This is a genomic window from Gordonia sp. ALPHA1B1, from assembly GCF_005502615.1.
GTDB classification, from domain to species: domain Bacteria; phylum Actinomycetota; class Actinomycetes; order Mycobacteriales; family Mycobacteriaceae; genus Gordonia; species Gordonia hongkongensis.
This window is the reverse complement of record NZ_SCOC01000011.1, coordinates 94,815-116,409: the sequence shown is the minus strand read 5'-3', so window position 1 is coordinate 116,409 and position 21,595 is coordinate 94,815. Positions and strand designations below refer to the sequence as shown.

Sequence of the window (21,595 nt, the reverse complement as noted above, 5' to 3'; positions counted from 1 at the left end):
CACGCCCGCCGGTGCCGACCACGATTGCCCGCTTCCTTCGTTATGGTGAACTGACAGCTGATCGACACCGCAATGTCCGGGGATGGTCGGGGGGCATCCGACACCACAGGAGTTAGGCGTGACCTCCAGCTTCGATGCCGCCGGGCGACGTGATGCGCCGCCCTCGGTCGACCTGTTCGGGCACTTCCGTGATCTCGTCCGTGTCGCCGTCCCCGCGATCCTGATCGGCATCCTCGTCGGCGCCTCGGTGTTCGCGCTGCGGACCGCGTTGGTCCCGAAGGAGTACTCGGCCACGGTCGTCACCGAGATCACGCCGGCCGGCACGATCATTCCGGGCGACGCCTTCGTCGAACAGTTGCGTGCCCCGTTCGTGGCGCTGTCCACCGACGAGAACGTCCTGCAACAGGTGCTCACCCAGGTCGACACCGGATGGACGACAAGCGAGTTGAGCTCGCACGTCACCACGACTCCGGGAACGGCTCCCACACTGATGGACTTCACCGCCGCGGCGCCGACGAGTACCCAGGCCGAAGACGTCGCCCGCGCGATGGTCACCGCCATCTCCGCCGCGTCGCTGTCCAACCATGCCCGCGCCATCACCCGGCAGATCGATCAACTGCGTGCGCAGGTGACCGCCGAGCGCGTCCGCAACCGCGCACTGCCCGACCGCAGCGAGGCGAAGGTCGAATCCGATGCGACCCTTGCCGATCTCGACTCCCAGCTCACCCGGTTGCAGAACTCGTCGTCGGACACGCTCACCATCCTCGCGGCACCGTCGGCGAGCGAGGTGCCTGTCAGCCCCAAACCGGCCCAGGAGGGCGCGGTCGCCGGCATCGCCGCGACGATCATCGCGGCGGAGCTGCTCGCACTGTTCCGTGGGCGGGTCGGCCGGAAACCGAACCCGATCTGGGCCCGCCGCGCGGCGCACCGGTACGGCGCGGAGCTCACCTACGGACAGCGGGGCGAGCCGGCGCTGCCGGCGACTCTGCTGCCCGCGTTCGCGCAACGCCACCGCCGCGCCCAGGTCGCGCTGATCCTCACCGGCGACCACATCGACGCCGCTCGCGTGATCGACGACATCCGTCACCCGGAGGACGACGCGACGACCGGGCACCGTCTGCGCATCGTCCGGTTCCCTCTCACCGAGCCCTGGTGGCAGAGCGTCGATCCCGGGGACGTCGCGCTCGCGGCTGTGGTCGTCTCGTCTTCGGGACGTGATCGCAAGCCGGCCGACCGGGCGCTGTCCCAGCTCGCGACCATCGGGTCGACCCGTCATCTGATCGTGCAGCGCACGGGAAAGCAGCCTCCCGCGCAAGTTCTGTCCACCACCAGCGCCGATCCGGTCTCCGGCGACCGCACCGAGGTCGAGAGTGCCGGGGACACAGCCGCATCGAGAGCCGAGGCCACCACACCCATGACACCGCAACCGCCGTCTGACGATCCGCGCGGCACGACCCTCGATTCCCACCGGTTCCGCACCGCGCCGGGAGATGTGGGCAGCAATGCCCGGTGACCGCGTCGCCGTCGTCCACGAACGACTCACGGAGATCGCCGGGTCCGAGCACGTCGTCGAACAACTCGCCGCGACGTGGCCACGCGTTGAGGTGCACGCGCCGATCGCGCGGCCCGCGGGTGTCCCGGCCGGGTTGGCCGAGCCGCCGATCACCTCGCCGCTCAATCGCGCCTACCGCCTGCTCGGCGAACGCAGCTATGCCCCGTTGCTCCCGCTGATGCCGCTGGCGTTCCGGCGGATGCCGCTGCGGGATGCCGACGCGGTCGTCACCAGCCATCACGCCTTCGCCACCCAGGCGGTGCACGCGACCGACGCCCCTGTCATCGCCTACGTACACAGTCCGGCCCGCTGGGCATGGGATCCGTCGCTGCGCGCGGGCGAGGGCGGCGGGGCAGCCGGCGCCGCGATCCTGTCGGCGCTGTCGGTGGTCGCCCGGCGCTGCGAAGTCGGCGCCGCGCCCCGTCTGCACACCGTCGTCGCGAACTCCTCGGCCGTCGCCGAGCGCATCCGCGAGCACTGGGGACGTGAGTCGGTCGTCGTGCACCCGCCGGTGGACCTCGACGGCTTCACACCGGATCCCGCGGTGCCCCGTGAGGACTTCTACCTCCTCGCCGGACGACTCGTCCCGTACAAGCGACCCGACCTCGCGATCGCGGCGGCCGCCCGCGCCGACGTCCGGCTCGTGGTCGCGGGAGACGGACGGGCCATGCCGCAGTGTCGCGAGCTCGCCGGCCCGAAGACGACGTTCCTCGGCCGCGTCCCCCACGACACCCTGCTGAACCTGCATCGCAGCGCCCGCGCGGTCCTGATGTCCGGGATCGAGGACTTCGGCATCGTGCCCGTCGAGGCGATGGCCACCGGCACGCCCGTCATCGCGCTCGGTGAAGGCGGCGCCCTCGACACCGTCGTACCCGGGTCGACCGGTCTGCTGATCGAACCGGGGACCGACGACGAGATCGTCGAGCGGCTGGCCGCGTCGTTGCGCGACTTCACCGTCGACGACTACGACCGATCCGAGATCCGCGCCTGGGCCGAGCGCTTCCGGCGCGAACGGTTCCGCGACGAGATGCGCGAGGTCGTCGATGCCGCGCTCTGACAACGCCGCAACCGCCGGGGCGCAGCGTGCCTCCGTCCTCGACCGTGCACTGGCCACGTCTCGCACGATCTCGGTGACCGGCCCGATGACGGCCCCGGATCTCGACCTCATCCGGGCTCGCCTGACCCGGGCGTGGACACCGACGTCGAGACTGAGTCTCGTCCCCGATCCGGCGTCGGCGAGCTGGGCCCACGACGTGGCGACCCTGCCGCGGGTCGTCGAGCGGCCCGACCTCGCCGACCTGCCGATCGGCGACATCATGACGCGCCTGCGGAACCGTCCCGAGCCGCTGCCCCGACTCGAGGTGCTCGTGTGTGGTCAGTGGCTGGTCATCGACCACACCCACGGCATGGGCGACGGCCGCCTCGGCATCGAGCAGATCGCCGGTCTGGCCAGCCACCACGAGTTCCCGATGACCGAGCGGTTCGAACGCTCGCTGCCGCCGGACGCCGCCTGGCAGGCGTTGCGTCGTCACGTCCTGCGACACCCCAGACGTCTGCGCGACATCATGCGCCTGCGCGCTGCGAACGTCTCGCCGCCGACCCACGGACCCACGCGCGTCATCGAGGACTGGCATGCCACCCGCTGCGCCCTCACCGCCGCGATGCGCCCGGGGCAGACCGACGAACTCAAGCGTGCGATCGCCGACACCGGTGTCCGGATGTCCTCGGCGGCGGTGACCGTCGCGCTGTGGCGCGCCGCCCTGTCCGCGCAGGGCGTTCCCCTCGACGAGCGCACGCAGATCCTCTTCGACTGCCGCCGCTATCTCGACGCCGGGCACGCCGAGGACCATGGCAACTTCGCCGTGGGCATACCACTGCGCTTTCCACGCGACGCGACGCCGATGGAGATCGGGGACCGCATCCGTGCGGTCGCCGAATCCGGTTGGCCCGCGGCCGTTCTGGCCGCGGGAGAACTCCGGGCGCGCCTGCGTCGATCGTCACCCGAGGAGCCGCCCGTCCCGCGCCGGGTCGAGGTGCCCGACCGGTTACGACTGTCGGTCAGCGACCTCGGGCGGATCGGGATCTTCGGTGATCTGCCGTGGGATCTGGCGGCGGCCTCGCATCACCTGTTCGCCTATGTCGAGCCCGATGGCCCGGATGCGGCGAGCATGCTCGTCAGCGAGATCGACGGTTCGCGCAGTTTCACCGCGACATTCTGCAGCGATTTCGTCGGTCGCCCGGTCATCGAAGCGGCCCTCGACCACCTCTGCGAAGATCCGGTGTCCCTGCTGGATCGGCTGCTCGCGCGCTCATGAGGACGGTGTCGCGGCGCGTCGGGCGCCCGCCTGCGACCGTGCTCGTGGCCGTCCTGCTCGTCACAGCACTGCTGACCGCCGCATGTTCGGCCTCCGCCGGCCCGGCGTCTGACGATGCATCGCAGAGCTTTTCGGCACCGCCAGGGGCGGCGGCCGGCGATCTGGTGGGATCACCCATACCGACCGACGCCTACATCTCCCTGCGGCGCATCGTCGACCGCGCCGTACGGCTCCGCTACCTGTCCACCGACCCGGTCAGCGGTGAGCTGGTTCCCGTCTCGGCCGCGGTGTTCGTGCCGCGCGGCCGGGCTCCGGCGGGCGGATGGCAGATCCTGGCGGTCGGTCACCCGACGACCGGCATCGCGGGCAACTGTGCCCCGTCGCTGTACGGCAACCTGCTGGGCACCGTCGGGCTCATCGCGTCGCTGCTCGAGCAGGGGTTCGTCGTCGTACAGACCGACTATCGAGGACTCGGCACACCAGGACCCCACCGGTATCTCGACCCCGCGCCCGCCGCGAACGACATCATCGACTCGGTGCGTGCGACGCGGATGATCGTCGACGGCACCAGCGATCAGTGGTGGGGCTTCGGGGTGTCACAGGGCGGACACGCGGTGTTCCACGCCAACGAGATCGCGGCGACCTACGGTCGCGATCTGCGACTGCGCGGGACGGTGAGCATGAGTCCCGCGCTCGACGTCGCGCCGCTGGCTGATGCGATGGATGCCGGCACCCTCACCCCGGAGCAGATCGCGTTTCTCCCGCTGGTCCTGACGGGATTGAAGGCGATCCATCCCGAACTCGTCATCGACGACTACGTGCACGGACCGCTGCGCGAGGCGTTCGGCGTGCTCCTGGAGTGCAACGACGCCGCGATGGTCCAGAAGCAGGCCATCGTCGAGGAGGTGCGACCGGAGGACTATCGCCCGGTCGACGACGCGGCCACCGACCGCCTCCGGACGTGGCTGCGCGAGGTGAGTCTGCCTCAGGGGCGGGCTTCGGCCCCGATGCTCGTCGCCTACAGCGACGCCGACGACGTCATCCCGGCCCCGTGGACCGCGGGAGCCATCGATCGGGGATGCCGGCTGGGTGATGCGATCACCGCGATCGAGGTCCGCGGTCAGCCGCACGGCATACTCGACATCGGCTCCGCGGCGACCGACTGGGTCCGGGCCGTGCGGTCAGGACAGCGTCCGCCGAACACCTGCGCGTGAGCTGTGTGCCGACCGGGTCGACCCGGCAGCGAGAGGAGTGACGATGAGTTCGAACACCGAGGACGGTGCGAACACCGCGAACCCCGTCGACGACCCCACTCCGGATGGCGAGGCGACCACGGACCCCGCCCAGCTCGCCGCACTCTTCGACACGTCACCCGAGGCCGGCGTACACGCCGTCCTCGAAGCGGTGCGCGGGCGCAACCCCGACATGGCCCGGTCGCTCCGCGCGATCCTGTCCGATCCGGAGCGGATGCGCGCGCTGAAGGACAGCGGCCTGCTCGACGACCCGCCGACCCACAGCCTCGACGAGACGATCCGGCTCACGATCGACGCCGTGGGCGTCCCGCACGTCGCCGTCAACCTCATCACACCGGACGAGCAGGCGACCGCCGCGATCGCCTTCCGGTCCGGGAGTCCCGACGGTCCCAGCACCCGGTCGCTGGTCAACTCCCTCTGCGTCCTCCCGGTGGTCAGCGGTTCACCCCTCATCATCGACGACATCGCCGACCACGCGCTCCTCGCCGACCACCCGACCGCCGTCAGCGGGGAGGTGACCGCCTACCTCGGCCTCCCGCTCGCCGACGACGACGGACATGTCATCGGCACGTTCTGCGCCTGGGACTCGGAGGCGCATCACTGGTCCACCGCGGAGGTCCAGCTCATGTCCGATCTCTCGATCCTGGTCCAGGAGCTCATCTTCGGGCGTTGACACGGGCGCGTGCCCTCGTGACCTGGCGGTGAGCATTCGGTACCCAACACGTGGCCGGTAGGCGCACGCGGGACCGCCGCGTACACCTACAATCGTCGGGACGGGGGGCTGTTCTTTCGGATGGAGTGGACTTGTCGACCCGTGTATCGCAGGCCGAGTTCCCGCAGACCACGAGGCGCACCCCGGTGTACTCGTCGCCCAACGGTCGGCGCACCTTTCACGAGCTGATCCGCGACGATCCCCTGAGCACGATCGTGACCGTGTCGATCGACGTGTTGTCCGCGACGATCGCGGTGGCCATGGGGATCTGGTGGGTGAACAGCGGCAGTGGAGCCAACCCGCCGTTGTGGACGCTCGTCCTCTTCGTGCCGATCCTCGTGATCGTCTTCTCCTTGCGCGGGGTCTACCGTCGGGGGCTCAATCGCCGGTTCCTCGACGAGGTCGGCCGGGTCATGACCGGATGCACGATCACCGCGATGATCCTGCTGTGTTCTCTGCTCCTCCCCTACTCCGACGACAGACCCGGCGCCGCGGTCACCAAGGTGTGGGTGTCGGCGCTGTTCTGGGTTCCGTTCGGTCGTCTCATCCGCGACATCATCCAGCGGAGCCTGCGCAAGAACGGTCATCTGCTGTCCCCCACGCTGATCATCGGCGACGGGCCGATCACCGCACAGGTCGTCGGCCGCATGGTGGCCGCGCCGGAGCACGGCCTCCGGCCGGTCGGCATCCTGGCCGCCGGCGCGCCACCCCGCGCCGATCGGGACGAGGGACCCACCAACGAGATCGCGCAGCTCGGCGGGGTGGACGAACTCGACGAGGCGATCCGGGCGACGAAGGCCGAGGTCCTGGTCGTGGCCTTCGCGGTCACCAATGTCGAAAGGCTCACCGCCGCCGTCCGTATCGCCCACCGGCATGGGGTGAAGGTGTGGATCGTGCCGCGCATGTTCGACGTCGTCGGACGCCGCAGCCGGGTCGACCACATCGGCGGGCTGCCCCTGATGTCGGTCCCGCACACCAACCCGCGCGGTTGGCAGTTCCGGACCAAACACATCGGGGACCGGGTGGTCGGAGCCCTGATCCTGGCGGCGATCTCACCGCTGTTCTTCACGCTCATGCTGCTGATTCGGTTGAGTTCGCCCGGGCCGATCTTCTTCGCCCAGCCGCGAGTGGGTCGCGACGCGCGGGTGTTCAACTGCCTGAAGTTTCGCTCGATGCGGCCCGAGGACCCCGCCGCGGAGAAGTTCCGGCCGACCGAGGGCAGCGCACCCGGCGGCGTCGAGGGCGTCGACCGCCGCACCAGGATCGGCAAGATCATGCGCTCGACGTCGATGGACGAACTACCCCAGCTGCTCAACGTGATCCGCGGGGACATGAGTCTCGTGGGTCCACGCCCGGAGCGTCCCGAGTACGTCTCGCTGTTCGAGGTGCAGATCCGGCGATACGGCGAACGCCACCGGGTGAAGGCCGGGGTCACCGGCTGGGCGCAGGTGCACGGCCTGCGCGGTCAGACCTCCATCGCCGACCGCGCCGAGTGGGACAACTACTACATCGAGAACTGGTCACTCTGGCTCGACGTCAAGATCCTGCTCCTGACCGTGCTCGCGGTGCTCAAACGGGCGGAGTAGCCGCGGCCACCCACCCGCGTCGTCACATCGTCGGACGTCGGGTGTCGTACGCGGGGCGATACGGCACCCGTCCCCGCTCGTCGCGGATGGTGACGATCAACGTGCGGGCGACGACGACGAGCAGGATGATGCCGCAGACGATCGCGAGGAGCAGTGCGGTCATGACGACCTCCTGACGCCGGAACATGGTGTGCCGGCATTCAATCGCCGATCACGACCTGGTGGTAGATGCCAACCGCGCATCCGTGGACTCAATTGCCCGCCCATGGTGACGCGACTCCGCCGGGCGGCGCCACTGATTTTCTCCCGCGGGCCGGTGCCGGGGTCCGGCGACGGCATCGCCGACGGACAACATCATTCGGCACACCGCCGAGAAGTGCGGTGCGGCAACGACACGCAGTCCGCGACGGTCGGTATCTCTCACGCCGGGCGCGTCAACGCGTCCGGTGCCCCCGGGCGATCAAGTGATGCCCATACGTCCCGCAACACGTCGACGCCGGCGGCGAGGTCGTCGGCATCCTCGGTGAACGGAACGCGGATGTAGCGTTCGTGCGCCCCGTCGACGCCGAACTTCGGTCCGGCGCTGATCCGCACACCTCGGTTCAGGGCGGCGGCCGCGAGCGCGGAACTCAGCGGCGCCCCGAGCCCGACCCACATCGCCAACCCACCGTTGACGTCGGGAATCTCCCACTCCGGCAGATGATTTCGTAGAAGTCCGGTGAGCGTGTCCCGGCCGATACGAAGCTGCGCGGAACGAACCGCGAGCAGGTCGTCGTAACCGGCCAAGACCTCGGCGGCGATCTGCTGGTCGATGATCGGCGAACCGAGGTCACCGGCGGGTCGCCGTCGGACGATCCGGTCGACGATGTCCTCGTCGGCACGAATCCATCCCACCCGCAATCCACTCCACACCGTCTTGCCCAGCGATCCGATCGTCACCACCGGCACCGAGGACCTCACCGGCGCATGCGCGGCGAACGGGAAATGGTCCGTCCGACGATCGATGTCGAGCTCGGCAGTCGTCTCGTCGACGAGCAGCGCGGTCCCGGCCCGGCGCGCCGCGTCGGCGAGTCGCTCTCGGTGGGCGGACGGCATCGAGGCGCCCGTCGGGTTCTGGAAATCCGGTATGCAATAAGCCATCTCGGGTCGCATCCGGTTGAGGATCTCGAGGAAGTGGTCCATGTCCCAACCGGCCGCGGTGACCGGCGTCGACACGAGCCGTCCGCCGGCCTCGGCGATCGCCTCGTAGGCGTGCGGATAGGTCGGGGTCTCGACGACCACCCGGTCGGCTCGTCGGAGCAGGGTCCGCGCGACGAGTGCGATGGCGTGTTGCCCACCGAGGGTCACCACGATCTGCGCCGGGGTCGTGGGCAGTCCGCGGTCGGTGTATCGATCGGCGATTCGTCGGCGTAGCAGCGGATCGCCCACCAGGTCGAGTCCGGGCCGGCGCAGCAGGTCGGGCACATTGCCCGTGACCCGCTCGATGATCGCCTCGAGACCGGGCACCGGTTCGGGAACGGCGTGCGCGAAGTCGATCTCGGCAACCGCGCCCGGACCCCTCCGCGGGAGCATCGCGACGGAGCCGGATCCCCGGACGCTGACCAGATAGCCGGCCTCGCGCAGCGCTCCGTACGCCGACACCACCGTGGTCCGACTCCGCCCGAGCGCATCGGCGAGGATTCGCTCGGCGGGCAACCGCGTGTATGTCGCGATCCGGCCGTCGTCGATGAGGAGTCGGATGCGGGCGGCGAGGGCCGCGTAGGCCGCGTCGCCGCTCTCCCACTCACCGAGCAGCGTGACAAGTTGCTTCACCCCGAGGTTCGAGCGAGCCACCGGCCGGCCGATGGCTCGCGGTGCACCCACAGAATCCTCCTCACCGGTCGCCAGGGTCCAACGACGCCCTGCGGCCGTCGACGTCCAGTCAAACGCAGTGCCCGCGGGCACCACAAGGTCCAATCCGCGGTCGGTGGACTGCCGTCGAGCGGTGGTGGCGGTCCACAGATCACCCGTGACCACCGGGCGGCTGTCGGGTTCGGGCGATATCGTCGGCGTCGATGAACATCCGCCCGTCAGCTCTCGACGCGGCCGTGCGTCCCGGGCACGTGCTACGTGTCGATGACGTCGACGGCCTCGCCCTGGCCGACCTCGTCGACTCGGTCTCGGCTGACCTACCGGTGTTCCTGGACCATCGCGGGCCCGGCGATCGCAACGCCCGGGAGGTCGTCCGGGAGGTCCTCGACGCGCTCGAGGACATCGTCGTCGCCCTCTTCCCGGTCTGGCTCCCGGGCCATGAGCCGGGCCGGCCGGTCGACGCCGACGACGCCGAGGCCACGGCGCGCCTGCTGTGCCGGGACGCCGGCTTCCCCTCGCCCGCCGTCATCCATCTGGCCCGTGCGGCCGCCGGCGCGCGACGTCCCGGCCCCGGCCCCGCCGACGACGCCCGGGCGGCCGCGCTGACATTCCTCCTGCGACGGGGATACGGACGGGGTTCCGTGGTCCTGGCCGTGCGCGCGGACACCACATTGGCCGAGCGGGCCCAGCACGCGGCCGCCGCCGCGTACGAATGGCTGGCCGACCACGCCGACATCACCGTGTGGCTCACCGCCGACGCCCTGCCCGCGGTCACCAGGGTGCCGGCCATCCGGATCGGGGTACCCGCGGGGCGGCGATTCCCGCCGTCCGGTCCGGTGGAGGCGCTGCCCGATCCGTCATCGGCCTCGGCGAGACCCGTCCTCGTCGCCTCCCGTCCGTCGGGGAGACCGGCACCGCACAGCGATGCCGAGCAAACCCTCGAACGCGCCCTCGCGCGTGCACCGTGGGCTCGCGACCGACAGTGGAACCGGAGTCCGCGCGACCTCGATCCGCTCCACCCCGCGGTGATCGTCGACCTGCTGTGGCCGAGTGAACGCGTGGTCGTGGAGGTCGACGGCGCGGATCATCGCGGCCCGGTAAAGTACGCGCGAGATCGACGTCGCGACAACATGCTTCAGCGTGCCGGGTACCTCGTTCTGCGTTACACGAACGACCACGTTCTCGACGACACGTCCCTTGTCGTCGCAGAGCTGGCCGCCGTGATCGCCGAGCGCTCCCGACACCCGGCATAGTCCCGACCGACGCCCGCCCGACCCCCTTCGACCCGCGAGGAGCATCCGTGGACCACGCCCAGCTGACGCCGATCCAGAGTGCGGCGCTGTTCGTCCTGCTGGCCGAGTCCCGAGAGCTCTCCAACCCAGAGTTGAAGGAGTTCGGTGCCGCGCTGGACAAGCCTGCTCGCAACCATCTCAACGCCCTCGGCCTCGTCGACTCTCGACTCGGCGCGCGCCGCGCGTACTTCCACACCCTGACCGACCGCGGGTGGGCCTGGTGCGCGGCCGAACTGACATCCGAGCCACCGAAGAGGTCGACCGCACCGACGAAGGCCATGTACGCGGTCCTCGCCGGCCTCGCCCGGTACCTCGACGACGAGGACCTCCGTCTCCACGAGGTGTTCGGCCGTCCCCGACGCCCCACCCACGAGGAGCCCGGGACCCCGATCGCAACGGCTACGTCCGACCCGGCGTCGTCCACCGTCGATCCCCGGGACCAGATCGCGGCCGCCTACCGCGCCCGGGCCGCCACAGCGGGCGACTTCGTCCTCGTCACCGATCTGCGCGCAGACCTGCCCGGGATGAGCGACGAGGTCTTCGACGCCACGATGGTGGAGTTCCAGCGCGCGCCGGGGGTCAGCCTCATCCCGCAGGAAGACCAGGCGTTGCTGACTCCGGCCGACCGGGCGGCCGCGGTGACGGTGGGCACGCAACCGTGCCATCTGTTCGCGATCGAGGAGAGCTGATCCGATGGACGCCGACGCCCGTCACGCACTGGAATCGATCCGCCTCAACTGGGCCGACACCCCCGACGACGTGTCGGGCACCGCCGACCCCTTCCACGTCGGGGGCCTGCACGAGGACACCATCGTCGACATCATCCGTTCGTTCGACGACGCCCGTCGTTCGCCGTCGGGGAGTCCGATCGGGGTCACGGTGCGCGGTCCGGCCGGATCCGGCAAGACCCATCTCCTGGGCCGGGTCCGGCATCGTGTCCAAGAGGAGGGCGGGTACTTCTTTCTCGTCAAACTGCTCGACGCCACCGACTTCTGGCGTTCGGTGCTCGTGGCGATCATCGAGGATCTCGGCCGACCGACGCCCCGCCACCGCTCGCAGCTGAATCAGCTCCTCCACCGCCTCGCGATCGACGCCGGGGTCTCGGACGGGACACGTGACGCCGTGACCGGCGGCGCGTCGCTGACACCCGCCGCTCTCGATGACTTCGTCCACGGCGTCTACACCCGCCATTCGCGGCACCGACGCCGGTCGCAGCACATCCTGCGTGCGCTCGTACTGCTGGAGTCCGACGACTTCGCGGCCAAAGACCTCGGCGAGGCGTTTCTGCACCTGGACATCGACGACGCGGAGGAACTCGCCGCCTGGGGCATCCGCAATGCCCGCCTCGGTTATCAGGAGATCGTCGAGAACATCTCGCGGATCATCGCGTTCGACGATGCGGCGGTTCTCGCGATCGACCAGATCGACACCCTGATCGAGGCCGGCAAGACCGCCGAGCCGGGCGAGGAATCACAGGTGGAGAAACTGGCGCACGGCCTGATGTCGGTGCGCGACACCATGAGTCGGACCACATGTGTGGTCTCCTCGATCACCGCCGCGTGGGAGTACCTCGCCGGACACGTCATGCGATCAGCGGTTGATCGGTTCCGGTTGCCACCCACCCTGCAACGGCCCGCGAGTGCGGACTTCGGCCGGCTCCTACTCGCCCGGCGTTTCGCGCCGGGTTTCGCCGGCGTCGGATTCACGCCGCCCCATCCCACCTGGCCGGTCACCGACACCGCACTGACGGCGGCCACCGATTACACCCCGCGCGAGCTGATGGTGACCGTGGACCGCCAGATCGCCGCGATGCTCCGCAGCGACACGTTCACCGAGATCACCGACCTCTCCGGCGCCACGTCCAAGACCTCCGCCGGCCAGGGCACACTCCCCCTGATCAACCAGTCCCGCACCACGACAGACGTTCCTGACACGGGGGCGTCCGCTCGGGGGCGCTCGTCGTCTGCTGAATCGTCGTCTGCAGGGTCGTCGTCTGCGGGGTCGTCGTCAACCGACTCGTCGTCGACGAGCACCTCGGACAATCCCGCGTTCGCGAAGCTCGACCAGCGGTACGCGGAGTTGATCCGGCGTGCGGACCCGCTACCCGCATTGGTACCCGACACCGAGGACCGGATCGTCCCCTCGCTCCTCCATGCGGGATTGGCGACGTGGATCCAGGCACTGTCCCGCGACGCCGACCGCTGGCAGCTCGATGCCCGGCCGGGACCGAAGAGTCCGTTGCACGGGCGGATCCGACAACTCGTCGACCCGAACCGGGACATCGAGCAGTCCTGGAGCTTCCGTGCGATCGCGGCATCGAACGCGCGTGCCGTCCAGACGCGCCTGTCGAGCGCGACGACGACCTCCGGTTTCACCCTCGGCGACATCGAACGCACCCTGGTGATCCTGCGGCGAGATCCCTGGCCGACGGGGCCCAAGACCCGGCAGATGGTCGAGGAACTGCACGATCGGGGCGGGCGGGTCGTCGCCTGGACCGAACAGGACATCAAACGGCTGAGCGCGCTGGCACAACTGCGGGCCGAACGGCCCTCGCATCTCCGGGAGTGGATCTCCGACCGCAACCCGGCTGCCGAGATCGCCTTGCTCACCGACATCCTGGGCTCCGCGCTCGAGGCGCCGGCGCCAGGCTCGCAGTCACCGGACTCACCCGCAACACCCTTGGAGACGCCTGCCGGACGACACGAGCCCGGCACCGCGGACGAGCGCTCGACCACGACGCCACCCCGCGAGCCGACGACGGACGAGTTCCGGTCCACCGACCCTCGGTCGGGGTCGGCGGGGTCCGACACCGCCGAGTCGTCGTCGCGAACCACACCCGCCGACGAACAGTCGATCACCCTCGGGCGAAGTGTCGCCACCGGCGAGGCGCTGACCGTCTCGCTGCTCGCCCTGCGCAAGCACGTGGCGCTGTTCGCCGGATCCGGTTCGGGGAAGACGGTGTTGATTCGGCGCATCGTCGAAGAGGCTGCCTTGCAGGGAGTTTCGTCGATCATCCTCGACGTGAACAACGACCTCGCACGCCTGGGGACACCGTGGCCGGACGCCGACCCGCGTCCGTGGACGTCCGACGACCGCGAGCGCGCCAAGCGCTACCTGCACGACACCGAGGTCGCGGTCTTCACCCCGGGTCGGGCATCGGGGCGGCCATTGAGTTTCCAGCCGCTACCCGACTTCAGCACGGTGGTCGGCAACCCCGACGAGTTCCGTGCCGCGGTCGACTCCGCCGTCGGCGCCCTGATCCCGCATGCCCGGGCCATCGGGACCAGCGCGAAAGCCTATCGGCAGCAAGCAGTCCTGCAACAGTCCATGGAGGCCTTCGGACGACGCGGCGGCGGCGCCCTGCAGGCTTACGTCGGACTGCTGACCGAACTGCCCGACGACGCGAGCACCCTCGCCGACGCCCCGAAGCTCGCCGCCGAACTCGCGGAGAACCTCAAGGCCTCGATGGCGATCGATCCCGTCTTCGGGGGTGACGCCGCCCCGGCCGACCCCGGGTACCTGCTCACTCCCTCACCGGGTTTCCGGGCCCGGGTGTCGGTCGTCAACCTCGCCGGCCTCGGCACCGACGACCGGCGGGCCGGTTTCGTCAATCAGCTCCAGATGGCCCTGTTCGCCTGGATCAAGAAGAATCCGGCCGCCGACCGGCCACTCGGCGGACTGCTCGTCATGGACGAGGCGCAGAACTTCGCCCCGTCCGTCCGGATGACCGCGGCGTCGAAGAGCACGAGCGCATTGGCGTCGCAGGCTCGCAAGTACGGCCTCGGGCTCATCTTCGCGACCCAGTCGCCCACCGGCATCGACAACAAGATCTCGGCCAACTCCTCGACCCAGATCTTCGGCCTGCTCAATCATCCGACGCAGATCGAACGCGCCAAAGAACTCGCCGCCAACAAGGGCAGCAGGATTCCCGACATCGGCAAGCTCCCGGCGGGGACGTTCTACATCGCGAGCGAGGGCGGGCGGTTCGCCAAGGCCGAGACGCCGCTCTGCCTCACCTACCACCCGTCGAGTCCGCCGACCGAGGACGAGGTCGTCGAGCTGGCGCGCTCCACGACACCGCGCCCACGGTGACGGCCGGGCCCGACTTCGCCGACGGCCGAAGACGATGGTTGGCACAATGGACACCGTGCTCACGCTGACCGCCGGAGAGAACCGTCCGCTGCCGTCGACGGCCGTGACCGTCTCGGTGCGCTCGGCATCTCCGGTCAACACCTCGGCGATCCTGCTCACCGATGCCGGTCGCGTACGCTCCGACGCGGACCTCATCTTCTACAACCAGCCCAGCGGCCCCGGCGTCGGATACCGTTCTGCCGGCTCGGCCGACATCATCTCGGTCGACACCGCCGCCCTCCCTCGGGAGATCGCGACGGTCGTCGTCGCGGCGAGCCTCGACGGGACCGGGCCCACGAGTTTCGCGACCGCCGGCGCCCTCAGCGCGACGCTGACCGGCGGCGGTACGGAACTCGTCTTCAGCCCCTCCGGTCTCACCAGCGAAGCGGCCGTCGTGTGCCTCGAGATCTACCGGCGCAACGACGTCTGGAAGGTTCGTGCCGTCGGCCAGGGATACGACGCCGGTCTGGCAGGCCTGGCCACCGCCTTCGGCATCGAGGTCGACGACGAGCCCGCGACGCCGCCTCCTGGTCGGCCTCCGCGAGTCACCGATCCGCAGCCCTGGCCGCCGGCCGCGTCGACGCCAACCGCGCCGCCGCCGACACCCGAACCACCGGCCCCGCAATGGAATACACCGTCCGCACCGCCGCCTCCGCCCCGGCCCCCGGTCACCGCCCAACCACAGGGAGTTCCCATGCACAGCGATCTGTTCGCGCCGTCCCACGCCGAGGTCACCGGGCAGGGCATCCAGAAGCAGGGCAGCAAGATGTGCCGGGTCGGCCTCGCCGGTGAGGTCATGGCCCGCACCGGCTCGATGGTGGCCTACCAGGGCAACCTGAAGTTCGAGGCGCTCGGCTCCGGAGGTCTCGGACGGATGATGCGTCAGGCGATGACCGGCGAGGGCGTCCCGCTGATGAAGGTCACCGGACAGGGCGACCTGTTCCTCGCCGATGCGGCATCGGACGTGCACCTCATCGACCTCGACGGTTCCGACGGCCTCACCATCAACGGCGCCAACGTGCTCGCCTTCGACTCCTCGCTGTCCTACGACATCGCCCGTGTGCAGGGTGCCGGCGCGATGAGCAACGCCGGACTGTTCAACTGCGTCTTCACCGGGCGCGGCCGGATCGCCATCACCACCGACGGCACCCCGGTCGTCCTCAACGTCGACGCCGCGACCTATGCCGACCCGCAGGCCGCGGTCGCGTGGTCGTCGAGCCTGCGCACCTCGGTGAAGTCCAACGACTCGTTCAACCTCGGCACCCTGATGGGACGCAGCACCGGCGAGCGGTTCACCCTCGAGTTCTCCGGCCGCGGGTTCGTCGTCGTGCAGCCGTCCGAACTCCCGCCCGGCGGGTTCGTCGGCGGGACCGGTGGCGGCGGGTCGGCCGGGTCAGGGGCCGGCGGCGTGTTGGGTGGCATCCTCGGTCGCTGACGAGGCGGAACTCGGACGTCTCCCGAGTTTGTCGGTGCCGACTGCTCTACTACGCTCCACCTTCGAACACCAGGAGCGAGCATGGCCCACCACTTCTCCGATCTGCGGGGTCTGCCTCGCTGGCACCCCGACCCGCTGGTACGCGAGACGCTCGACCGCATCCGGCGCTACGGTTGGGCGGTGACGGCCGTCAGTGACGAGTGCACGTGTCACTCTCCCGAATGCGAAGCACCTGACTGCTCTTTCGCGTACACCACCGGCCTGCGCTTGCACGACCTCCCCGAGTTGGCGGTGTACGGACTGGATGCACGAACGAGTGCATCGGTTCTCAACGAGCTGGGCAGCGTGTTTCACACCTACGACTGGCACTCGATCGTGTCGAATTCGGTTCTCATACAACTGGATTCGCTTGAGGTTCCGGTCACCGTCATCGAACTGGTGGACAAATCCGATCTCATCGTCACCAACGTCCTCTACCCCGACGCTCCGGTCTTGCAGGCGGTGTGGCCTGACGATCTGGGCAGCTATCCGTGGGAAGAGGGTTACACCCTTGCACCGGAACACCAATTCGTGATGGGCGTGCACGACCCGCGAGCGACCGGTGGCGACAGTCCGCGCGTCATCTACCCGCACCCCGGAATGAACCGGGCCCAGCGGCGCAAGGCGGCCCGACGCCGACGCCGACGCTGAGCAGGCGAGCGGCCAGGTGATCAGCCTGAGTTGCGGGGGCCATCGACCGTTCTCTCCTTGTCGGTGCCCCCGGATACAGTGAGTTCCTAGAGGCCACAGATGAAAGACGCACATCGGCGAGCGGTTACGCCGGTGTCGAACCAACGATGACGAGCAGCCCTACCTCCAGTTCTGTCCTGTGATGTGGAAGGTCCGTCATGACAACACTCTCCAGCATGCCGAGCCCAGAAACCGGACGTGTCGAACACCTCGACGGTGACGGTTATCTTGCTGTGCTCACCGCGATTCGCGAGTCGCTGTGGGATCTCGCACCTGGTGGCGCAGAGCCAACCGCTCGTCAAGCGCACACCGCGATGACCCTGCTGATCGAACTCCGCGCCATCGTGGACCACCATGCCGCCGTCGGCGCCGCCACTCTCGACCGCCTCGGAGTCGCCCGAGAATCGACCGGCAAGACATCCATCCTCTTGATCGCCATGGGCGCGGCCCCCACAATCGCACACCGCTGGTTACGGATTGGCAATTGCCACCCCCGGCTTACGCAGCTACCCGGCTACACCGCCGACGGCGCCATCCCCGGCGAACATGCCGACGCCATCGTCACCGGTATCGCGCACGTCGAGCGTCGAGCACCCGAGGGTGTCTGCATCGAGGAACGAGCAGAAGTCGAGCAGGCATTGATCGCCCAGGCGATGTCCGGAGCCACCCCTGCGCAGATCGCGAAGAGAGCCCGCGAACTGGGCAACGAGTATGCGGCCATCACCGGCGGGCTACCGCCTGGCGAAGACCGCACCATCAACGAGTTCACATTCACACCGACCGGCGACGGCAGGCTCCGCGTACGTGGCGACCTCGACACGGTCATCGCCGAAAAGCTGACCGCTGCAATCGAATCCCTGAACAGTCCGCGACCGGAGCCCGACGGATCCGACGATTCTCGGACGCCCGGCGCCCGAAACTCGGACGCCCTGGAACTCATCCTCGATGCCGCGGCCGTGGCCGACACCAGCCTCGCCACACCACCGAAGACCCACGTCAGCGTGCTGCTGCCGGCGACCGCTCCGGACAAGGCGAGCCTGTTGTGGATGGGCTCTATCAGTCTCACCACCGCGAGGTTGCTGGCGTGCGACTCCACGATCACCGATGTCGTGATCGACGGCGACAACGTCCCCTTGCAGATGGGCACCAGCAAGCGACTGTTTCCGGCGCACCTGCGGCGAGCGATCATCATCCGCGATCAAGGCTGCATCAAATGCGGGGCGCCGGCCGGGCGTACCCAGGTCCACCACATCGAGTTCTGGAGCAGGGGCGGACCCACAGACCTCGACAACGGGTGCCTGCTCTGCGCGTCCTGCCATGCCCACATCCATGCCGGCGAATGGGACATCGTCATGGGCACCGACCGCCACCCCTGGTTGATCCCACCCGCATCGATCGACCGGCTGCGAACGCCACTCCCGGCGTACAACCGCCGCACCATGACTCTCGATGACCGGGCCGCAGCCTGATCGATCCACCTCGGTGATCGATGACCGGCTCGCATACGCGAGCGGCCCGAGAAGACCCGGGCGTCAACACTGCTGAAGCCGAATCCCGACGAGGGCGACGCCCTGCTCGGCACCTTCGCGCACCGATCCGTCGGACCGCGCATGCCCTTTGAGAACTCCATAGTGTTCACGCCCGGCCTGTGGTGCGGGCGAAAAGCGTGAGGCCCCACCTCCTTGGTGGGAGGTGGGGCCTCACAGCGGCCGGGCTCGGCACCGGTGGTGTGCTGGGCGGGATCCTCGGGCGCTGTGGCCCACCGGGTCTCGTAGCGAAAAGCGATGTCATAGAACATACTTGGCTACCGAATCCGGCGGGCGGGTAACGTCGACGCCATGCCCGAAGCAAGTGCGACCATCCTCGTCCGACACCCCCTCACCACGGTGTGGGAGTACTGCCTCATCCCGGAGCACGTCGCGGCGCTGACGCCCGGCGTGATCGGCGTCGAGACCGTCACCGACGGGCCGGTCTCGGTCGGGACCGTCTGGCGCGGCCAGATGAAGGGGCTCGGCCGCGCCGTCGAGTGGACCGGCGAGTTCACGCGGGTGGATGCGCACACCGCCACCGAGTTCTCCTCCACGGAGTCACCGCTCGAGTTCGCCATCTCGGCCACGTTCGCGGAGGTTGGTCGCGGCGTCGAACTCACCTATCGCATCCGCAACGCCGGCGTCGGCGGGGCGGTCGGGAAGCTCGCCGACGCGCTGGCGATCCGCGCGTATCAGCGGTCGCTCGCCGCGAACGCGAAGAAGCTGCCGCGCCTGGTCGACGAATGGGCCGCCACCCGCTGACGACGACGCGGTCCGAGGAGTGCGATGTCGGCATCAGCCACGAGCGATCGATCTCCGACGGAGAAATCCATGAGGACGACGGTCATGAAAGTCTTTGTTAGACATACGAATCGGGGACAATTCGGACGTAGCCTTTCGCGGCCGACGGGGAGTACTCTGACCGGCGGATGCATCTCGTTCGGACCGTGCACCACCCGCCCCGAGACGGTGTGCGGGGTGGCTCCGGCCTGCCGACCCACAATCGTTCGCACACAAAGGGTTCCGTCATGCCCGAATCCAGCGCATCCGTCACAGTCCAGCAACCACTCGACATCGTCTGGGAGTACATGTCCGCTCCCGAACACACCACCGCCTACCTACCGGGAACCGTCGAGGTCACTCCGCTGTCCGATGGGCCACTCGCCGTCGGCTCACAGTGGAAGGGTAAGACGGCCGTCCTCGGTCGGACGGTGGACTGGCGGGGAGAGTTCACCCGCGTCGACACCTGTAAGGAGACGGAGTTCCAGACCGTCGAAGCGCCGTTCCCGTTCACCACGCACATCTCTTTGGAGGAGACCTCCGACGGCGTCCGGGTGACGTGTCGGATCACGTCCTCGACCGGTTTCGGCGGGGTGTTCGGCAAGATGGCCGATCCCATCGTCAACCGCATCTATCAGCGTTCGCTCACCGCGTCGATCGAGAGCGTCCCCGACCTCATCGAGGAGCGGCTCGCTCAGCAGTGACACGACAACGGCCCCACCTCGCCGAAGCGAGATGGGGCCGCTGGGGAATCGGTAGCACGAATGCGCTCCATGAGCGCATTCCTGCTACGAAATCCGTCGGGTGAAAATCACCAGCTAGACTTCTGCACGCCCGGCAGCTCGCCGGCGTGCGCCATGTCGCGCAGGCAGATACGGCACAGGCCGAACTTGCGGAACACCGAGTGCGGGCGGCCGCACTTGTTGCACCGGGTGTAGGCCCGCACGGCGAACTTGGGCTTCTTGTTGGCCTTGTTGACCAGAGCCTTCTTTGCCATGTCAGTTGTCCTTAACGTTGTTGTCCTTGAACGGGAAGCCCAGGGCACGCAGCAGCGCCCGGCCTTCGTCGTCCGTGGTGGCCGACGTCACGACGGTGATGTCCATACCGCGGGGCCGGTCGATGTTGTCGATGTTGATCTCGTGGAACATCGACTGCTCGTTCAGGCCGAACGTGTAGTTGCCGTTGCCGTCGAACTGACGGTCCGACAGGCCGCGGAAGTCGCGGATACGCGGGAGGGCGATGGACACGAGACGGTCCAGGAACTCCCACATGCGGTCGCCACGGAGGGTGACGCGCGCACCGATCGGCATGCCCTCGCGCAGCTTGAACTGTGCGATGGACTTGCGAGCGCGACGGATCTCCGGCTTCTGGCCGGTGATCTTGGCCAGATCCTCGACAGCGCCGTTGATCAGCTTCGCGTCACGGGCGGCGTCGCCGACGCCCATGTTCACGACAACCTTCACGACGCCCGGGATCAGCATCACGTTGGGGTATTCGAACTCTTTGTTCAGCGTGTCCTTGATCTCCTCGCGGTAGCGAGTCTTCAGGCGCGGCTGGATCTTGGGTTCAGTAGAGGTCATGTCAGATGTCCTTCCCGCTCTTGCGCGAGATCCGGACCTTCTTGCCCGTTTCCTCGTCGACGCGGTAGCCGACGCGAGTCGGGTTGCCGTCGGAGTCCACGACCATCACGTTCGAGACGTGGATCGAGGCTTCCTGGGTCACGATGCCGCCGGAGGAGGCACCGCGCTCGTTGGCCGACGCGGCGGTGTGCTTCTTGATTCGGTTGACGCCCTCGACGAGGACACGCTGGGTCTTCGGGAAGGCCTGGACGACCTTGCCCTTGGCGCCCTTGTCCTTGCCCGAGATGACGATCACGGTGTCACCCTTGTGGACCTTCATGTCAGATCACCTCCGGTGCCAGCGACACGATCTTCATGAACTTCTTCTCACGCAGCTCGCGGCCGACCGGGCCGAAGATGCGGGTGCCGCGGGGGTCGCTCTCACCCTTGAGGATGACGGCGGCGTTCTCGTCGAAGCGGATGTAGCTTCCGTCCGCACGACGGCGCTCCTTGGTGGTGCGCACGATGACGGCCTTGACGACCTCACCCTTCTTGACGTTGCCGCCCGGGATGGCGTCCTTGACAGTGGCGACGATGACGTCGCCAATGCCGGCGTAGCGCCGCGAGGAACCGCCGAGCACGCGGATGCACAAGATCTCCTTGGCACCGGTGTTGTCGGCGACTCGCAGGCGGGATTCCTGCTGAATCACTCGTTAGTCTCCTTGACCTGGCTTCTTATGTACGGCGGATTTCCGACCCGACGCACACGGTCTGTTGCCATCGAACACACGCCTGCCTGGGGTTTTGACCAGGTTGTGACACCCGGGCCGTCCGCCCCAGTGGGTTCGTGAGCCGATTCGCGACACAGCGG

20 protein-coding genes are annotated in these 21,595 nt (G+C 68.7%); 14 read left to right on the top strand and 6 right to left on the bottom strand.

Annotation, left to right across the window (positions count from 1 at the left end; genetic code table 11):
- Window positions 1-118 precede the first annotated feature (118 nt).
- The 6 genes from FFS52_RS09905 to FFS52_RS09880 all read left to right on the top strand — a co-directional run bounded on the left by FFS52_RS09905 (window position 119) and on the right by FFS52_RS09880 (window position 7,418).
- Window positions 119-1,513, top strand: coding sequence for a hypothetical protein (locus FFS52_RS09905; RefSeq protein ID WP_137809574.1), 1,395 nt, complete (start codon window positions 119-121; stop codon window positions 1,511-1,513).
- A complete protein-coding gene (locus FFS52_RS09900) occupies window positions 1,503-2,609 on the top strand; it encodes a glycosyltransferase (RefSeq protein WP_137809573.1) in 1,107 nt (368 codons plus the stop codon). The genes FFS52_RS09905 and FFS52_RS09900 overlap by 11 nt, the downstream gene beginning before the upstream one ends.
- The gene (locus FFS52_RS09895; RefSeq protein WP_171011598.1) at window positions 2,596-3,867 is read left to right on the top strand and encodes a hypothetical protein; all 1,272 of its coding nucleotides are present in this window, start codon (window positions 2,596-2,598) and stop codon (window positions 3,865-3,867) included. The genes FFS52_RS09900 and FFS52_RS09895 overlap by 14 nt, the downstream gene beginning before the upstream one ends.
- Window positions 3,864-5,081, top strand: coding sequence for a lipase family protein (locus FFS52_RS09890; protein WP_137809572.1), 1,218 nt, complete (start codon window positions 3,864-3,866; stop codon window positions 5,079-5,081). The genes FFS52_RS09895 and FFS52_RS09890 overlap by 4 nt, the downstream gene beginning before the upstream one ends.
- A gap of 43 nt (window positions 5,082-5,124) precedes the next feature.
- Entirely contained in the window at window positions 5,125-5,793 is a 669-nt protein-coding gene (locus tag FFS52_RS09885) for a GAF domain-containing protein (RefSeq protein ID WP_137809571.1), read from the top strand.
- 131 nt (window positions 5,794-5,924) lie between these two features.
- Entirely contained in the window at window positions 5,925-7,418 is a 1,494-nt protein-coding gene (locus FFS52_RS09880; protein WP_137809570.1) for a sugar transferase, read from the top strand.
- A gap of 22 nt (window positions 7,419-7,440) precedes the next feature.
- On the opposite strand, the gene FFS52_RS23670 is transcribed toward FFS52_RS09880, so the two are convergent.
- Both FFS52_RS23670 and FFS52_RS09875 read right to left on the bottom strand, forming a co-directional pair.
- Window positions 7,441-7,581 carry a hypothetical protein gene (locus FFS52_RS23670; RefSeq protein WP_171011597.1) on the bottom strand — a complete coding sequence of 47 codons (141 nt, stop codon included), beginning with the start codon at window positions 7,579-7,581 and terminating at the stop codon, window positions 7,441-7,443.
- 257 nt (window positions 7,582-7,838) lie between these two features.
- Window positions 7,839-9,281 (bottom strand): PLP-dependent aminotransferase family protein, encoded by a 1,443-nt coding sequence (locus FFS52_RS09875; protein ID WP_249356183.1) that lies wholly within the window; start codon window positions 9,279-9,281, stop codon window positions 7,839-7,841.
- A 191-nt stretch (window positions 9,282-9,472) separates the two neighbouring features.
- On the opposite strand from FFS52_RS09875, the gene FFS52_RS09870 reads away from it, so the two are divergent.
- The 8 genes from FFS52_RS09870 to FFS52_RS09835 all read left to right on the top strand — a co-directional run bounded on the left by FFS52_RS09870 (window position 9,473) and on the right by FFS52_RS09835 (window position 19,869).
- Complete coding sequence (locus FFS52_RS09870; RefSeq protein ID WP_137811400.1) at window positions 9,473-10,522, top strand: DUF559 domain-containing protein; 1,050 nt, start codon at window positions 9,473-9,475, stop codon at window positions 10,520-10,522.
- Between the two features lie 47 nt (window positions 10,523-10,569).
- Window positions 10,570-11,250: a MarR family transcriptional regulator gene (locus FFS52_RS09865; protein ID WP_078113090.1), complete on the top strand. Its 681-nt coding sequence runs from the start codon at window positions 10,570-10,572 to the stop codon at window positions 11,248-11,250.
- Between the two features lie 4 nt (window positions 11,251-11,254).
- A complete protein-coding gene (locus FFS52_RS09860) occupies window positions 11,255-14,653 on the top strand; it encodes a DUF87 domain-containing protein (RefSeq protein ID WP_137809569.1) in 3,399 nt (1,132 codons plus the stop codon).
- A 46-nt stretch (window positions 14,654-14,699) separates the two neighbouring features.
- Window positions 14,700-16,127, top strand: a complete 1,428-nt coding sequence (locus tag FFS52_RS09855) for an AIM24 family protein (RefSeq protein WP_137809568.1) — start codon at window positions 14,700-14,702, stop codon at window positions 16,125-16,127.
- Between the two features lie 81 nt (window positions 16,128-16,208).
- On the top strand, window positions 16,209-16,817 hold the full coding sequence (locus FFS52_RS09850; protein ID WP_137809567.1) for a DUF4262 domain-containing protein: 609 nt from the start codon (window positions 16,209-16,211) through the stop codon (window positions 16,815-16,817).
- Window positions 16,818-17,032: 215 nt separating this feature from the next.
- Complete coding sequence (locus FFS52_RS09845; RefSeq protein ID WP_137809566.1) at window positions 17,033-18,325, top strand: HNH endonuclease signature motif containing protein; 1,293 nt, start codon at window positions 17,033-17,035, stop codon at window positions 18,323-18,325.
- Between the two features lie 369 nt (window positions 18,326-18,694).
- Window positions 18,695-19,147, top strand: a complete 453-nt coding sequence (locus FFS52_RS09840) for an SRPBCC family protein (RefSeq protein ID WP_137809565.1) — start codon at window positions 18,695-18,697, stop codon at window positions 19,145-19,147.
- Between the two features lie 266 nt (window positions 19,148-19,413).
- Window positions 19,414-19,869: an SRPBCC family protein gene (locus tag FFS52_RS09835; protein ID WP_137809564.1), complete on the top strand. Its 456-nt coding sequence runs from the start codon at window positions 19,414-19,416 to the stop codon at window positions 19,867-19,869.
- A gap of 107 nt (window positions 19,870-19,976) precedes the next feature.
- Here the strand turns inward: FFS52_RS09835 and FFS52_RS09830 are convergent, their stop codons facing one another.
- Genes FFS52_RS09830 through rplN form a run of 4 tightly spaced genes read right to left on the bottom strand, consistent with a single transcriptional unit; the run spans window position 19,977 to window position 21,434 of the window.
- The gene (locus tag FFS52_RS09830) at window positions 19,977-20,162 is read right to left on the bottom strand and encodes a type Z 30S ribosomal protein S14 (protein ID WP_004019490.1); all 186 of its coding nucleotides are present in this window, start codon (window positions 20,160-20,162) and stop codon (window positions 19,977-19,979) included.
- 1 nt (window position 20,163) lies between these two features.
- Entirely contained in the window at window positions 20,164-20,745 is a 582-nt protein-coding gene (gene rplE / locus FFS52_RS09825; protein ID WP_055475154.1) for a 50S ribosomal protein L5, read from the bottom strand.
- 1 nt (window position 20,746) lies between these two features.
- Window positions 20,747-21,064, bottom strand: coding sequence for a 50S ribosomal protein L24 (rplX, locus tag FFS52_RS09820; RefSeq protein WP_137809563.1), 318 nt, complete (start codon window positions 21,062-21,064; stop codon window positions 20,747-20,749).
- Between the two features lies 1 nt (window position 21,065).
- Window positions 21,066-21,434: a 50S ribosomal protein L14 gene (gene rplN, locus FFS52_RS09815; RefSeq protein ID WP_004019493.1), complete on the bottom strand. Its 369-nt coding sequence runs from the start codon at window positions 21,432-21,434 to the stop codon at window positions 21,066-21,068.
- Window positions 21,435-21,595: the final 161 nt, after the last annotated feature.